General features: G+C 65.3%; 13 protein-coding genes. 3 read left to right on the top strand and 10 right to left on the bottom strand.

The features are described from left to right. Positions 1 to 3: 3 nt before the first annotated feature. The gene (locus tag ACNJYD_RS22350; RefSeq protein ID WP_439363315.1) at positions 4 to 1,083 is read left to right on the top strand and encodes a D-TA family PLP-dependent enzyme; all 1,080 of its coding nucleotides are present in this window, start codon (positions 4 to 6) and stop codon (positions 1,081 to 1,083) included. A 112-nt stretch (positions 1,084 to 1,195) separates the two neighbouring features. Here ACNJYD_RS22350 and ACNJYD_RS22355 read toward each other — a convergent pair whose 3' ends face one another. The 8 genes from ACNJYD_RS22355 to ACNJYD_RS22390 form a co-directional block, all read right to left on the bottom strand. Next, complete coding sequence (locus ACNJYD_RS22355; RefSeq protein WP_439363316.1) at positions 1,196 to 2,371, bottom strand: NAD(P)/FAD-dependent oxidoreductase; 1,176 nt, start codon at positions 2,369 to 2,371, stop codon at positions 1,196 to 1,198. Between the two features lie 38 nt (positions 2,372 to 2,409). Next, the gene (locus tag ACNJYD_RS22360) at positions 2,410 to 3,327 is read right to left on the bottom strand and encodes an SDR family NAD(P)-dependent oxidoreductase (RefSeq protein WP_439363317.1); all 918 of its coding nucleotides are present in this window, start codon (positions 3,325 to 3,327) and stop codon (positions 2,410 to 2,412) included. A gap of 231 nt (positions 3,328 to 3,558) precedes the next feature. After that, on the bottom strand, positions 3,559 to 4,038 hold the full coding sequence (locus ACNJYD_RS22365; RefSeq protein ID WP_172786352.1) for a MaoC family dehydratase: 480 nt from the start codon (positions 4,036 to 4,038) through the stop codon (positions 3,559 to 3,561). Beyond that, a complete protein-coding gene (locus ACNJYD_RS22370; RefSeq protein WP_439363318.1) occupies positions 4,039 to 5,757 on the bottom strand; it encodes an AMP-binding protein in 1,719 nt (572 codons plus the stop codon). Further along, the gene (gene mmsB, locus ACNJYD_RS22375) at positions 5,757 to 6,647 is read right to left on the bottom strand and encodes a 3-hydroxyisobutyrate dehydrogenase (RefSeq protein WP_439363319.1); all 891 of its coding nucleotides are present in this window, start codon (positions 6,645 to 6,647) and stop codon (positions 5,757 to 5,759) included. Before mmsB ends, ACNJYD_RS22370 begins: the two co-directional genes overlap by 1 nt. 25 nt (positions 6,648 to 6,672) lie before the next feature. After that, the gene (locus ACNJYD_RS22380) at positions 6,673 to 7,737 is read right to left on the bottom strand and encodes an enoyl-CoA hydratase/isomerase family protein (RefSeq protein WP_439363320.1); all 1,065 of its coding nucleotides are present in this window, start codon (positions 7,735 to 7,737) and stop codon (positions 6,673 to 6,675) included. Beyond that, entirely contained in the window at positions 7,734 to 8,879 is a 1,146-nt protein-coding gene (locus ACNJYD_RS22385; RefSeq protein WP_439363321.1) for an isobutyryl-CoA dehydrogenase, read from the bottom strand. The genes ACNJYD_RS22380 and ACNJYD_RS22385 overlap by 4 nt, the downstream gene beginning before the upstream one ends. A 121-nt stretch (positions 8,880 to 9,000) precedes the next feature. Beyond that, positions 9,001 to 10,497, bottom strand: coding sequence for a CoA-acylating methylmalonate-semialdehyde dehydrogenase (locus ACNJYD_RS22390; protein WP_172786347.1), 1,497 nt, complete (start codon positions 10,495 to 10,497; stop codon positions 9,001 to 9,003). Between the two features lie 102 nt (positions 10,498 to 10,599). Between ACNJYD_RS22390 and ACNJYD_RS22395 the strand changes: the two genes are divergently transcribed. Then, entirely contained in the window at positions 10,600 to 11,508 is a 909-nt protein-coding gene (locus tag ACNJYD_RS22395) for a LysR family transcriptional regulator (protein WP_212257457.1), read from the top strand. A gap of 135 nt (positions 11,509 to 11,643) precedes the next feature. On the opposite strand, the gene ACNJYD_RS22400 is transcribed toward ACNJYD_RS22395, so the two are convergent. Further along, positions 11,644 to 12,264: a TetR/AcrR family transcriptional regulator gene (locus ACNJYD_RS22400; protein WP_172786345.1), complete on the bottom strand. Its 621-nt coding sequence runs from the start codon at positions 12,262 to 12,264 to the stop codon at positions 11,644 to 11,646. Positions 12,265 to 12,328: 64 nt separating this feature from the next. Beyond that, a complete protein-coding gene (locus tag ACNJYD_RS22405) occupies positions 12,329 to 12,862 on the bottom strand; it encodes a PaaI family thioesterase (RefSeq protein WP_212257456.1) in 534 nt (177 codons plus the stop codon). Positions 12,863 to 13,016: 154 nt separating this feature from the next. Here ACNJYD_RS22405 and ACNJYD_RS22410 point away from each other — a divergent pair, with 154 nt between their 5' ends. Continuing rightward, a complete protein-coding gene (locus tag ACNJYD_RS22410; protein WP_212257455.1) occupies positions 13,017 to 13,787 on the top strand; it encodes an enoyl-CoA hydratase in 771 nt (256 codons plus the stop codon). The last annotated feature ends 169 nt before the right edge of the window (positions 13,788 to 13,956 follow it).

Genomic DNA, 13,956 nt, shown 5'->3' on the forward strand with positions numbered 1-13,956 from the left:
CTTATGACAACAACTCTCGCCGCCAAAATCGCCCGCGAATACGGCACGCCCTGCGCCGTCATCGACATGGACAGGGTCGAGCGCAATATCGCGCGGATCCAGAAAGCCTGCGACGATGCCGGCATCGCCAATCGTCCGCACATCAAGACGCACAAGAACCCGACCATCGCCAAGATGCAGGTCGCGGCTGGAGCGAAAGGCATCACCTGCCAGAAGATCGGCGAGGCCGAGATCATGGCCAATGCCGGCATCGACGACATCCTGATCAGCTACAATCTCTTGGGCGAAGAGAAGATGGCGCGGCTCGGCGCGCTAAATGCCAAGACCAAGATGACGGTGGCGGCCGATAACTCGACAGTCGTCGCGGGCTTGCCGAAGGCCGCCGCGGCCTCGGGCCGTCCGCTCTCGGTCGTGGTCGAATGCGACACGGGGCGCAAGCGCGCGGGCGTCGAGACGCCCGCGGAGGCGATCGCGCTGGCGCGCGAGATCGCCGCGTCCAAGGGATTGGAGTTTGCCGGCTTCATGCTCTACCCGACCGAGACCGGCTGGGCTGACGCGCAGAAATTCTACGACGAGGCGCTGGCCGGCGTGCGCGCGCACGGGCTCGATGCAAAAATCGTCTCGACCGGCGGCACGCCGAACCTCGTCAACATTGGCAAGCTCAAAGGCGGCACCGAGCATCGCTTCGGCACCTACATCTATAACGACCGCATGCAGGTCGCGGCCGGCTCGGCCACGTGGGACGATTGCGCGCTGCACATCTATTCGACGGTGGTGAGCCGCGCCGCGCCCGAGCGCGGTATTTTGGACGCCGGCTCGAAGACGCTGACCACGGATACCGGCGGGCTCGACGGTCACGGCCTGATCCTGGAGCATCCCGAGGCGAAGATCGCCAAGTTCGCCGAGGAGCACGGCTTCCTCGATCTCTCCCGCAGCAACACAAGGCCGAATGTCGGCGACGTCGTCCGCATCGTACCGAACCACGTCTGCGTCGTCGTCAACATGATGGACGAGGTCGTAATGGTCCGCGGCGAGGAGATCATCGGCACGCTGCCGGTCGCGGCGCGGGGGAAGCTGCGGTAGGGTTCGCGCCGTTCCCACGGCCGTCATTGCGAGGAGCTCTTGCGACGAAGCAATCCAGACTACGCCCGAGGAGGGATTCTGGATTGCTTCGCTGCGCTCGCAATGACGGCGGTTAGCGACTGAGCCACTCCAGCACACCCCTGCCCGCTGCGGCCCCGGTCGCAAACGAAGCCTGCAGCAGATACCCGCCGGTCGGTGCTTCCCAATCGAGCATCTCGCCGGCGGCGAACACTCCGGGCAGCTTACGCAGCATGAAGTGTGCGTCGAGCTCGTCGAAGGTGATCCCGCCCGCCGTCGAGATCGCCCGATCGATCGGAGCCACGCCGGTGAGCTGAAGCGCAATGGCGTTGACCAGCTGCGCCAGCTCGGCCGGCGAGAACGCGGCCAGCGGCCGGCCAGAGGCGATGGCCGCTTCCTGCATCAGGCCGATGCCGGCCGGCGACAATTGCGCGGCCTTGCGCAGGAAGTTCGCCAGCGATTGCTTGCCGCGCACGCCCGACAGCCGCGTGGTCAGCGCCGCGGCGTCGAGGTCGGGCCGCAACGCGATCATCAGCGTCGCCTGCCCGAGACTCAGCACCGCCTCGCGCAGCTCTGACGAGAGCGCATAGATCGCGCCGCCTTCGATTCCGCTGCGGGTGATCATGGCTTCTCCGCGCACCGTGTGTGCGCCGATCGTCAGCGCCACGCCCTTGAGCGGCTGGCCCTCGAAACGGTCGCGGAACACTTCGGACCAGGCGACCGTGAAGCCGGAATTGGCGGGCCGCAACTTCGAGACGGCAACGCCTCTTGCGGCGAGGATGTCGACCCAGCTTCCATCCGATCCGAGCCGCGGCCAGCTTGCGCCGCCAAGGGCGAGCAGCGTGGCGTTCGCTTCGATGGCGGAGACACCTTTCGGCGTCTGAAAGATCAGCCGTCCCTCGCCGTCCCAGCCGATCCAGCGATGGCGAAAAGCAAAGCCGACACCGCCGCCATCGAGCCGCCGCAGCCAGGCGCGCAGCAAGGGCGAAGCCTTGAAGGCCTTGGGAAACACGCGTCCGCTGCTGCCGACGAAGGTCGGCTCGCCCAGCGCTCCGCACCAGGCCCGGAGCGCATCGGGTGAAAACGCGTCGATCGCCGCTTGCAGCTTCGGTGCGGCCTCGCGGTAGCGCGCCGTGAACTGCGGCAGCGGTTCGCTGTGGGTGAGATTGAGCCCACCGCGGCCCGCCATCAGGAACTTGCGCCCCGCAGACGGCATCGCGTCGTAGACCGTGACGCGCGCGCCTCCTGACGCCAGCACCTCCGCCGCCATCAGGCCGGCGGGACCTGCGCCGATGACGGCGACGGCCGTCAGAGCTTGATCCCCGCCCGCGCCGCGGCCTGCGCGACGTATTTCTGCGTCTGCTCGAACGCGCCCTGCAGCGCTCTGGCCTTCGACATGTCGCTGATCTCGGCGAAATGCGCGGCAATCGCATCGGGCGTCCACTCGCTCTCCGGCAGGTTGATGCCTTCGCTCTCCAAAATCTTGATCACCGCAAACGAGCCGGCACCGGCGCCCATGATGGTGCGGGTCGGGGCATCCTCGCTCAGCATGTACTCGACCGCGGGCGTGATCGCGTTCGGCTTCATCAGCTGCAGCGCCTGCGGCGGCAGCAGCTCTTCGGTCATGCGGGTCGCCGCCGTCGGCGAGACGATGTTGACGCGGATGTCGTTCTTGCGACCTTCCTCGGCGAGCACGTTCATAAGGCCAACCATGCCGGTTTTGGCGGCGCCGTAATTGGCCTGGCCGAAATTGCCGTAGAGGCCGGAGGATGACGTCGTCAGCACGATGCGACCGTAATTGCGGTCACGCATGCCGGCCCAGGCCGCCTTGCAGCAATAGAAGGTGCCGACGAGATGCACGTCGAGCACCTTCTGGAAATCGGCGACCTCCATCTTGCCGAACGACTTGTCGCGCAGGATGCCGGCATTGGCGCACAGAAGATCGACGCTGCCCCACTCCTTGGTGGCGCGCTCGACCATGGCGGTGACCTGCTCGAAATTGGAGACGTCGGCGCCGTCGGCCATCGCGGTGCCGCCGGCTTTGCGGATCTCCTCGACCACCGCTTCGGCCGGCGACAGCGAGCCGCCGGTGCCGTCGCGCGCGGCGCCGAAATCGTTGACGACGACCTTGGCGCCGCGGCTCGCCAGCCCCAGCGCATGCGCGCGTCCGAGACCATTGCCCGCGCCGGTGACGATGGCGACGCGTCCGTCGAACCTGATTGCCATGAGTGCGTTTCCTTTCTTCCTTCTCCCCTTGCGGGAGAAGGTGGCGCGCAACGCGCGCCGGATGAGGGGTATCTCTCGGCAGCCGAGTTCGTGGAGAGATACCCCTCACCCGGCTTCGCGTTCCGCGAAGCCACCCTCTCCCGCAGGGGGAGAGGGTGCACCGAGCGTGAATTATGCAGCTTTTGAGCAGCGATGGGTTGCCGGGTCAAGGCCGGCAACGGCGGCACGGGCCTATTCGAAATAGATCAGGCCGAGCCACTCGGCGACCAGTGCCGGCTTGTCCTCGCCCTCGATCTCCACCGTGACGTTGGTGCGGGACTGCAATTCGTTCGGCTTGCGGAGCTTGGCTTCCGCCAGCACGAAGCGGCCGCGCACGCGCTTGCCTGACCGCACCGGCGAGATGAAGCGCAGCTTGTCGAAGCCGTAATTCACGCCCATCGTGGTGCCGGCGATGACAGGCATTACCTCGTAGGACATGATCGACAGCAGCGACATCGTGAGAAAGCCGTGCGCGATGGTGGTGCCGAAGGCGGTCTCCTTCTTCGCGCGTTCCGGATCGACGTGGATGAACTGGCGATCCTCGATCACGTCGGCATAGGTGTCGATGCGGGGCTGATCGATCAGATGCCATGACGACACGCCGATCTCCTTGCCGACCATGGCCTGATAGGCTTCGAGCGTTACAGGCGGCTTCTTCCAGACTTCGTTCACTTAGGTCTCACTCCGTGTCTTCGCCAGCTCCGGAAAATCCTCCTCACGGAATTCCCGGCCGCGCAAGGGATCGCTCCGATCATCGTCGCGTTCGAGCCGTCGTAGCTGGACGCGGCGGATCTTTCCAGAGATCGTCTTCGGGAGCTCGGTGACGATTTCGAGGCGGCGGATGCGCTTGAACGGCGCCAGACGCGCGTGCAGGTGCTTGAAGATGGAGAGCGCGGTTTCCGGCGTCCGCTCCGCGCCCGAGGTCAGCAGCACGAAGGCCTTGGGGATCGCAAGCCGGATCGGGTCCGGGCTCGGCACCACCGCAGCTTCCGCGACGAGTTCGTGCTCGAGCAGCACGCTCTCCAGCTCGAACGGGCTGATGCGGTAGTCCGAGGATTTGAACACGTCGTCGGAGCGGCCGACGAAGGTGAGATAGCCGTCCTCATCCGCAAACACCACGTCGCCGCTGCGATAGAGCGCGCCTTCGGCCCCCGACAATTTGCCGTCGTCACCCTGATAGCCCTGCATCAGGCCCGCGGGGCGGTCAGCGTCCAGCACCAACGTCACCTCGCCCTCCCTTGCGGGATTGCCGTCGGCATCGCTGATCTGCACGCGATAGCCCGGCAGCGGCCGGCCCATCGAGCCGATCTTGATGGGCTGCCCCGGCGAGTTGCCGGCGAGCGCCGTGGTCTCGGTCTGGCCGTAGCCGTCGCGGATGGTGAGGCCCCAAGCGGCCTGCACCTGGTCGATCACTTCAGGGTTGAGCGGCTCGCCGGCGCCGCAGACTTCGCGAAGAGCCACCTTGAAGGAAGCCAGGTTCTCCTGGATGAACAGCCGCCACACCGTCGGCGGCGCGCACAGCGTGGTGACGCCGCAGCGGCCGATGGTGGCGAGCAGCGCTTTGGCGTCGAAGCGCGGCTGGTTGACCACGAACACGGTCGCACCGGCATTCCACGGCGCGAAGAAGCAGCTCCAGGCATGCTTGGCCCAGCCGGGCGAAGAGATGTTGAGATGGACGTCGCCGGGCTTCAGCCCGATCCAGTACATCGTCGAGAGATGGCCGACGGGATAGCTGCGCTGGCTGTGCCGGACGAGCTTTGGTTTTGCTGTCGTGCCCGAGGTGAAATAGAGCAGCATCGGGTCGTCGGCATGGGTCGGACCATCAGGCGCAAAACTTTCGGAAGCCTTGGCCGCCTCGTCAAATGCAAGCCAACCGTCGGAGGCCGCGCCGACGACGATGCGGACAACATTCTCGGCGCCCAAGCTCGCGAATTTTGCGACCTGGTCCTGCGCCGCGATCACCGCCCTCGCCTTGCCGCGATCGAGCCGGTCGCGCAGCTCGTCGGCGGTCAGCAGCGTCGTGGCGGGAATGACGACCACGCCGAGCTTCATCGCGGCGAGCATCGTCTCCCACAGCGGTACCACATTGCCGAGCAGCAGCAGGAGATGATCGCCGCGCTTCAAACCCTGCGCGCGAAGGAAGTTCGCGACCTGGTTGGAGCGACGCGACAGCGCCGCGAAAGACAGCTTTGTCTGCTTGTCCTGGGCGGCGTCGACGATCCAGAGCGCAGGCCGATCCTTGCTGTCCGCATTGGCCGCGAGCTCAGCGTCGAACCAGTCGAGCGCCCAGTTGAAAGGAACCGGATCAGGCCAGCGGAAACCCTTGACCGCTGCTTCGTAATCCGTGCGGTGTTGCAGAAGGAACGCGCGGGCTTCCTGGAATGTGGTCATCAAGCTTTCCCGGCCAAACTCCTAACGTGCTTGATAATTCCGGAAAAATCCACCCCGCCCTGGCCGGCTGCGTCGAAAGACTGATAGATCTCCTGCGCATGCTTGCCGAGCGGCGTCGCCGCGCCCGCAGCTTTCGCCGCATCCTGCGCCAGGGTGAGGTCCTTCACCATCAGCGCCGAGGCAAAGCCCGGTTTGTAGTCGTTGTTGGCCGGCGAGGTCGGCACCGGGCCGGGCACCGGGCAATAGGTCGTCAGCGACCAGCACTGGCCGGACGAGGTCGAGGCGACGTCGAACAGCGCCTGATGCGAGAGCCCGAGCTTCTCACCGAGCGCAAAGGCTTCGCTCACCGCGATCATGGAAATGCCGAGGATCATGTTGTTGCAGATTTTCGCGGCCTGGCCCGCACCGGCCCCGCCGCAATGCACGATCTTCTTGCCCATGTTCTCGAGCACGGGCTTTGCCGCGGCAAATGCCTTCTCCTCGCCGCCGCACATGAAGGTGAGCGTCGCGCCCTTGGCGCCGCCCGTGCCGCCGGAGACCGGCGCATCGACCGAGAGCACGCCGTGCTTGGCGGCGAGCGCATGCGCGGCCCGCGCGCTCTCGACGTCGATGGTGGAGCTGTCGATGATCAGCGTCCCCTTGGTCATGACAGGCACGACCTCGTTCCAGACGCCGAGCACGTGCTTGCCTGCGGGGAGCATGGTGACCACGATATCGGCGCCCTTCACCGCCGCGGGCGCGCTGTCGGCAATGCTGGCGCCATCGGCCCTGGCCTGATTCCGCGAGGCTTCGACCAGGTCGAACGCCACCACCCTGTGGCCGGCCTTGACGAGGTTGGCCGCCATCGGGCCGCCCATGTTGCCGAGACCGATGAATGCGATCGTGGCCATTGTCGTTTCCTCCGCTTGAGCGTTGTTAATTGAACTTCAATTCGTCCGCGCCGATCTCGGCGAGATAGGGCGCCAGCATCTCAGGCGTCACATCCTCGATTGCTCGCGGCGACCAGGTCGGGTTGCGATCCTTGTCGATCACGGCGGCGCGCACGCCTTCGCGAAAATCATCGCTCCGAAACACTTCCAGTGCGGCGCGGTATTCGCGCACCAGGCACTCTTCCAGGCTCGATCCGCGCGCAAGCCGCAGCAGTTTGAGCGTCACCACCATGCCGCGCGGCGATTTTTCGTTCAGCGTCTTCAGCGTGGCCAGCGCGAACTCGGAACCATCGCGCTTCAGCGCAGCGAAAATGTCCTCCATGCGGTCGAAGCCGAACAACGCATCGATGATCGGCTCCCTGGCGGCGACCGGCCCCGCAGTCTCGCCCGTCGCAAAGCCGCTGATGAGCTTGCCGACATCGTCAGCGGTCGCACCAAGGCGCAGCTTCGTCAGCGCCTCGCGCAGCTCCGGCAATCTCGCCGCCGGCACGACCCAATCGGCAAACTTCGCATGGATCGCGTCCGGCCCGTTCATGGTCTGGCCGGTCAGCCCGAAATAGGTGCCGATCTCGCCCGGCGCATGCGACAGCAGATAGGTGCCGCCGACATCGGGGAAGAAGCCGAGGCCGACTTCAGGCATCGCGAGCTTCGTGCGATCGGTGACGACGCGGTGGCTGGCATGCGCGGAAAGCCCGACGCCGCCGCCCATGACAATGCCGTCCATGAAGGCAACATAGGGTTTTGGAAACTTCTTGATCCTGGCATTGAGGATGTACTCCTCCCGCCACAGGATCTTGCCGAGATCGCCACCAGCCTTCGAGCTTTCCCAGAGCGTGCGGATGTCGCCGCCGGCGCAGAGGCCGCGCTCGCCGGCGCCTTCAAGCAGGATCACGGCAACGGCAGGATCAGCCTCGAAGCGGTCGAGCGCCTTGTCGATGTCGCGAAACATCTCCAGCGTGACGGCGTTGATCGCCTTGGGGCGGTTGAGCCTGATGATGCCGGCGGCGCCCTCGACGCGGGCGACGAGATCGCCCTCTTCCGCTGCCGTCATCGCGCGCCCTCGATCAATTTGCGCGCCACGATGAGCCGCATGATTTCATTGGTGCCTTCGAGAATCTGGTGCACGCGTAAGTCGCGCACGATCTTCTCGATGCCGTATTCGCTGAGGTAACCGTAGCCGCCGTGAAGCTGCAGCGCATGGTTGGCGACCTCGAACCCGACATCGGTGCCGAAGCGTTTCGCCATGGCGCAGAGCATGGTGGCATCGGGGTCCTTGCGATCGAGCGCCGCCGCAGCACGCCACAGGAAGGTGCGCGCGGCCTCGAGCTCGATCGCCATGTCGGCAAGACGGAATTGCAATGCCTGGAATTCGTCCAGCCGCTTTCCGAACGCCTTGCGATCCTTCATGTAGGCGCGTGCCTTGTCGAGCGCGGCCTGCGCGCCGCCGAGCGAGCACGCCGTAATGTTGAGACGGCCGCCGTCGAGGCCGGCCATCGCGATCTTGAACCCTGTGCCCTCCTCGCTCAGGCGGTTGGAAACCGGCACGCGGGCGTTCTCGAATATCACCGCCCTAGTCGGCTGCGCGTTCCAGCCCATCTTGCGCTCATTGGCGCCGAAGGAGACGCCGGGTGTCTTGCCGTCGATGACGAGGGTCGAGATGCCGCCCGGTCCGTCGCCGCCGGTACGCACCATCGCGACCAGAACGTCGGTGCCGCCGGCGCCGGAGATGAACTGCTTCTGGCCGTTGAGGACGTAATGATCGCCGTCGCGTACCGCGCGGGTGCGCAGCGCTGCCGCGTCCGAGCCGGCGCCCGGCTCGGTCAGGCAGTAGCTCGCGATCAGCTCCATGGTGCAGAGCTTTGGCAGCCATTGATGGCGCTGGGTGTCGCTGCCGAAGGCATCGATCATCCAGCTCGCCATGTTGTGGATGGAGATGAAGGCCGAGGTGGTCGGGCAGCCCGTCGCCAGCGCCTCGAAGATCAGCGCCGCGTCGAACCGCGTCATGGCGGAGCCGCCGACATCCTCGCGGATGTAGATGCCGCCCATGCCGAGCGTAGCCGCCTCGCGCATCACGTCGACGGGGAAATGCTTTTCCTCGTCCCAGCGTAGCGCATGCGGCGCGATCTTCTCCGCCGCAAACGCCAGCGCCATGTCGCGAAGGACGACCTGATCCTCGTTCAGAGCGAATTGCATGCTGGGCTCCTCACCTTCCTCGTCATTGCGAGGAGCAGAGCGACGAAGCAATCCAGATTGTCTCTGCGGAAAGATTCTGGATTGCTTCGCTGCGCTCGCAATGACGGGCTGGGCTACAGCCTTACTTCATCAGCGGGATCGAGAACTCCGCACCCTCCTTGACGCCGGACGGCCAGCGCGAGGTCACCGTCTTGGTCTTGGTGTAGAAGCGGACCGAATCCGGACCGTGCTGGTTGAGATCGCCGAAGCCCGACTTCTTCCAGCCGCCGAAGGTGTAATAGGCGATCGGCACCGGGATCGGCACGTTGATGCCGACCATGCCGACATTGACCTTGGCCGCGAAGTCGCGCGCGGCATCGCCGTCGCGGGTGAAGATGGCAACGCCGTTGCCGTAGTCGTGGTCGGACGGCAGCGCCAGCGCTTCCTTGTAGTCATGCGCGCGCACGACCGAGAGCACCGGGCCGAAGATCTCTTCCTTGTAGATCCGCATGTCCTTGGTGACGTTGTCGAACAGCGAACCGCCGAGATAGAAACCCTTCTCGTAGCCCTGCATCTTGAAGCCGCGGCCGTCGACGGCGAGGGTCGCACCTTCCTTGAGGCCGATGTCGATGTAGCCCTTGACCTTCTCGACCGCCTCGCGCGTGACGAGTGGGCCGTAATCGGCCGACGGATCGATCGAGGTGCCGATCTTCAAGGACTCGACGCGCGGGATCAGCTTTTCCATCAGGCGGTCGGCGGTGGATTTGCCGACGGGCACCGCGACGGAGACGGCCATGCAGCGCTCGCCGGCCGAGCCGTAGCCCGCGCCGATCAGCGCGTCGACGGCCTGGTCCATGTCGGCGTCGGGCATGATGATGGCGTGGTTCTTGGCGCCGCCGAAGCACTGGCAGCGCTTGCCGGTCTGGGCCGCGCGCTCATAGATGTACTGCGCGATCGGCGTGGAGCCGACGAAGCCGACGGCCTTGATATCGGGATCGTCGAGGATGGCGTCGACCGCTTCCTTGTCACCATTGACGACATTGAGGATGCCGGCCGGCAGGCCCGCCTCGATCATCAGCTCGGCGAGCAGCATCGGCACGCCGGGATCGCGCTCCGACGGCTTCAGGATGAAGGCGTTGCCGCAGGCGATCGCGGGGGCGAACTTCCACATCGGGATCATCGCCGGGAAGTTGAACGGCGTGATGCCGGCAACGACGCCGAGCGGCTGGCGCATCGAATAGATGTCGATGCCGGGACCGGCGCCTTCGGTGTATTCGCCCTTCATCAGATGCGGAATGCCGCAGGCGAATTCCGCGACTTCGAGGCCGCGCTGAATGTCGCCCTTGGCGTCCGGCACGGTCTTGCCATGCTCACGCGCCAGCAGCTCGGCGAGCTTGTCGTAGTCGCGCTGCACCAGCTCGACGAACTTCGACATGACGCGGGCGCGGCGCTGCGGGTTGGTCGCGGCCCATTCCGGCTGCGCGGCGCGCGCGTTCTCGACGGCGGCGCGAACCTCGGCCTTGGACGCCAGCGCGACCTTGGCCTGTACGTCGCCGGTCATCGGCTCGAAGACGTCGGCAGTGCGGCCCGAGGTGCCCTTAACTTCCTTGCCACCGATGAAATGTCCGACTGAACGCATGGAATGATCTCCTTGAGGTCGAGCTTGAACGCTTTGACAAATCCTATCGACCTGCATTTATTGGGATTCAAGTCTGAGATAATGCACCATAGATGTGCGAAAATGCTGGATCAAGGTACCATCGACTGGGACGACTTTCGCTTCGTGCTGGCCATCGTGCGGGGCGGCTCGGTGTCGGCTGCGGCAAAACAGCTGGGGGTCGACCATGCCACGGTGATCCGCCGCGTCGACCGGCTGGAGAAGCACCTCTCGGCCAAGCTGTTTGACCGGCGCAAGACCGGCTACCTCCTCACCGAGGCCGGCCAACGCGTCGCCGACAGCGCCGAAGCCATGGAATCCACCATCGTCGCCAACCAGGAGCAGGTCGGTGGCTCGGTCGCGCGGCTGACCGGAACGGTGCGGATCGGCGCACCCGACGGGTTCGGCACCGCCTTCCTGGCGCCGCGGCTGGCGCCGTTCGCGGACCGCTATCCCGATCTGGATCTGCAACTTGTGGCAACCGCGCGGCTGTTCAGCCTCTCCAAGCGCGAGGCCGATATCGCCATCAGCCTGACCATGCCGAAGGAAGGTCGCATCGTCGGGCGCAAGCTGCTCGACTATCGCCTTGGACTCTATGCGGCCCCCGCCTATCTCGACCGCTTCCCAAAAATCGCCTCGCGGCAGGACCTGACGCAGCACCGCTTCGTCGGCTATATCGAGGAACTCTTGTTCACGCCGGAGCTCGATTATCTGCCGCAGGTGTCGCCGCGGATCTCGGCGCGCTTTCGCAGCGCCAATCTGATCGCGCAGCTCAACGCCACGCTCTCAGGCTTCGGCATCGCCGTGCTGCCGCATTTCATGGCGAGCGATTATCCGCGGCTCGTGGCCGTGCTGCCCGAGGAGATTTCGATCACGCGGACGTTTTGGATGCTGATGCACGCCGACAGCAAGGACCTGGCGCGGATCAGGGCCGTGGCGGATTACATTTCGGAGATTGTCGAGCGCGAGCGGGCGTTGTTTGCAGGGCGGTAGCACCGCTGCCGTAGGGTGGGTTAGCCGAAGGCGTAACCCACCTCTTCTGTCTCCGCGGACAGACACAGTGGTGGGTTACGCCAAGCGAATGCGCTTCGCGCAATCGCATGGCTAACCCACCCTACGGCACCTCGCCTAGTTCTGCTTCGCCTTCTTCGCCGCCGCCCCCTTCGGCTCACGCTTCGCTCCCTCGAGCGCGTGGTCCCGACCCGCCTTCAGCACCTCGTCGGACAATTCGCTCGAGCCGGCGATGCGCGCCAGCAGCATGGTACCGGCCATCGTCGCCAGCGTCGCGATCGCCTGCTTGCGGGCTGCCTTGCGCGGCGCGTTCGGAATGTAGTCGGTCATCAGCTCGATCATCTCGTCGAGCTTGCCGGCGAAGGCCTTTCTGGTCTTCGGGCTCTCACGAGCGATCTCGGCGCCGAGCGAAGGGATCGAACAGCCGTGGCCGGGATTGTCGCGGTGCAGCGCCGAGAGATAGGCCTCGGCGATCAGCGCCAGCCGCTTCTCCGGCGAGGCCTCGCCGGTGAGCTTGCGCCAGTGTTCCATCGAACGGTCCATGGCGTAGGCAAAGGCTTCGATCACCAGCGCCTCACGGGAGTCGAAATGCGCGTAAAAGCCGCCGTGGGTCAGGCCCGCCTCCTTCATGAGGTCGGCGACGCCGATGCCATGGGCACCCTTCTCCCGCAGCCGCACCGAGGCCTTCTTCACGATGCGGTCGTGGGTTTCCTGCTTGTGTTCCCGGGAATAGCGCATGCGGAGCTCATTGGATGTCGGAGATCATCTCATAACATGCAAATGACGAAATGGGTGCATTAATTCATGTTAAGTTGCTTCCGATCATGGAGAACGTTGCAGTTGCGTGCACCGCGAGGGCCCCCTTGCCGTCCCGGACGAAGCCTTCGGTATAGCTGGTCTGGCGCCCGAGCTTGATGATCTTGCCCTCGGCCGAGATCAGCCCCGAGCGAACCGACAGCGGGCGCAGATAGGTCAGCTTCAGATCGAGGGTCACCGAGCTTTGTCCGGCCTCGAGTCGGGTCGAGATGGCACATCCCATGGCCGTATCGAGCAGCGCCGCGGCGGTCGCACCATGCAGAAGACCGATGGTGTTTTCGAGATCCTGGCGCGGCTCCAGTTCCATGACGATCCGGCCCGGCTCGACCACGGCCATGATGAACCCGATCAGCTTTGCGAAGGGCGGCGGCGGCAGCCGGCCGTCACGGATGCCCAGCATGGCCTCCATGCCCGACAGACCCATGGCCACCGTGGCGACCGGCGCAGGCACCTGCCAGTCCACCACGCGTTCGCGCCGCTGCTCCGGCGAAAACAGGTCGAGTCGATCATTACCGGTCATGGCAGCCTCTTTAGATGATATTCATCATACTATGCCACGGACTTCACGCTGGCAACTCCGCTGCCCTGCCCGCTTGACAAGCCGGGGGTTTCGGCCCGGAAGTGATCCCGACCGGCGCACCTTGCGCATGTCCACGAAACCTCGAGACTCCACGATGGAAATGCTCAACAACCACTGCGGCGTGACGCGCGATGCGCGCGGCGTCGTTCACGTCGCCATCTGCAACGCCGGCCCGCTCAACATTCTCGGCTCGCCGGTGACCGACGCCGTGCGCGAAGGCCTGCAGCAGCTAAGCTCCGACCGCAGCATTCGCGTCGTGGTGCTGCGCGGCCAGAGCGAGAAGAGCCTGATCGGGGGGGCCGACATCAAGGAGATGGCCGGGCTCGACCAGAGATCCGCGGAAGCCTTCATCAGCCGCCTGCGCGATCTCTGCGAGGCGGTGCGCCAGTTCCCGGCTCCGGTCATCGCACGCATGCCGGGGTGGTGCCTGGGCGGCGGGCTCGAAGTGGCAGCGGCCTGCGACTTCCGCATCGCCGCGCACGACGCCCATTTCGGCATGCCCGAGGTGCGCGTCGGCATCCCCTCGGTGATTCACGCCGCGCTGTTGCCGCGCCTGATCGGCTGGGCCCGCGCGCGCTGGCTGGTGATGACGGCGGAGAACATAGATGCAGCCACTGCGCTCGCCTGGGGGCTGATCGACAAGGTCGCGCCGGAGGGCGGGCTGGATGCGGAGATCGAGCACCTGGTGAAGGCCTTGCTCGAATGCGGCCCCGAGGCGCTGCGGTCGCAGAAGGCGCTGCTGCGGCAGTGGGAAGAGCTGCCGCTGACCGAGTCGGTGAATTTGAGCGTGAAAGTGTTCGGCGAGTCGTTCCTGACGGATGAGCCAACGCGGTTGATGGGCGCGTTTGTGAACCGGAAGCGGTAAACGCTTCGATACCGGTGTCATGCCCCGCGAAGGCGGGGCATCCAGTACGCCGCGCCTTCTCGGTTCTAACCGCGTCGTCTCTGGAATACTGGATCACCCGCCTTCGCGGGTGATGACAGTGTACGGTCGATTGGTACCTCCCCGATCGAACGATCAAATCTCATCCGCC

The organism is Bradyrhizobium sp. SPXBL-02, from assembly GCF_051853065.1.
GTDB lineage: Bacteria > Pseudomonadota > Alphaproteobacteria > Rhizobiales > Xanthobacteraceae > Bradyrhizobium.

Coding starts and splice junctions, on each gene's coding strand:
- ACNJYD_RS22395 (WP_212257457.1), top strand. CDS start 10,600: ATGCTGGATCAAGGTACCATCGACTGGGACGACTTTCGCTTCGTGCTG.
- ACNJYD_RS22385 (WP_439363321.1), bottom strand. CDS start 8,879: ATGCAATTCGCTCTGAACGAGGATCAGGTCGTCCTTCGCGACATGGCG.
- ACNJYD_RS22400 (WP_172786345.1), bottom strand. CDS start 12,264: ATGCGCTATTCCCGGGAACACAAGCAGGAAACCCACGACCGCATCGTG.
- ACNJYD_RS22350 (WP_439363315.1), top strand. CDS start 4: ATGACAACAACTCTCGCCGCCAAAATCGCCCGCGAATACGGCACGCCC.
- ACNJYD_RS22355 (WP_439363316.1), bottom strand. CDS start 2,371: ATGGCGGCGGAGGTGCTGGCGTCAGGAGGCGCGCGCGTCACGGTCTAC.
- ACNJYD_RS22405 (WP_212257456.1), bottom strand. CDS start 12,862: ATGACCGGTAATGATCGACTCGACCTGTTTTCGCCGGAGCAGCGGCGC.
- ACNJYD_RS22410 (WP_212257455.1), top strand. CDS start 13,017: ATGGAAATGCTCAACAACCACTGCGGCGTGACGCGCGATGCGCGCGGC.
- ACNJYD_RS22360 (WP_439363317.1), bottom strand. CDS start 3,327: ATGGCAATCAGGTTCGACGGACGCGTCGCCATCGTCACCGGCGCGGGC.
- ACNJYD_RS22370 (WP_439363318.1), bottom strand. CDS start 5,757: ATGACCACATTCCAGGAAGCCCGCGCGTTCCTTCTGCAACACCGCACG.
- mmsB (WP_439363319.1), bottom strand. CDS start 6,647: ATGGCCACGATCGCATTCATCGGTCTCGGCAACATGGGCGGCCCGATG.
- ACNJYD_RS22390 (WP_172786347.1), bottom strand. CDS start 10,497: ATGCGTTCAGTCGGACATTTCATCGGTGGCAAGGAAGTTAAGGGCACC.
- ACNJYD_RS22380 (WP_439363320.1), bottom strand. CDS start 7,737: ATGACGGCAGCGGAAGAGGGCGATCTCGTCGCCCGCGTCGAGGGCGCC.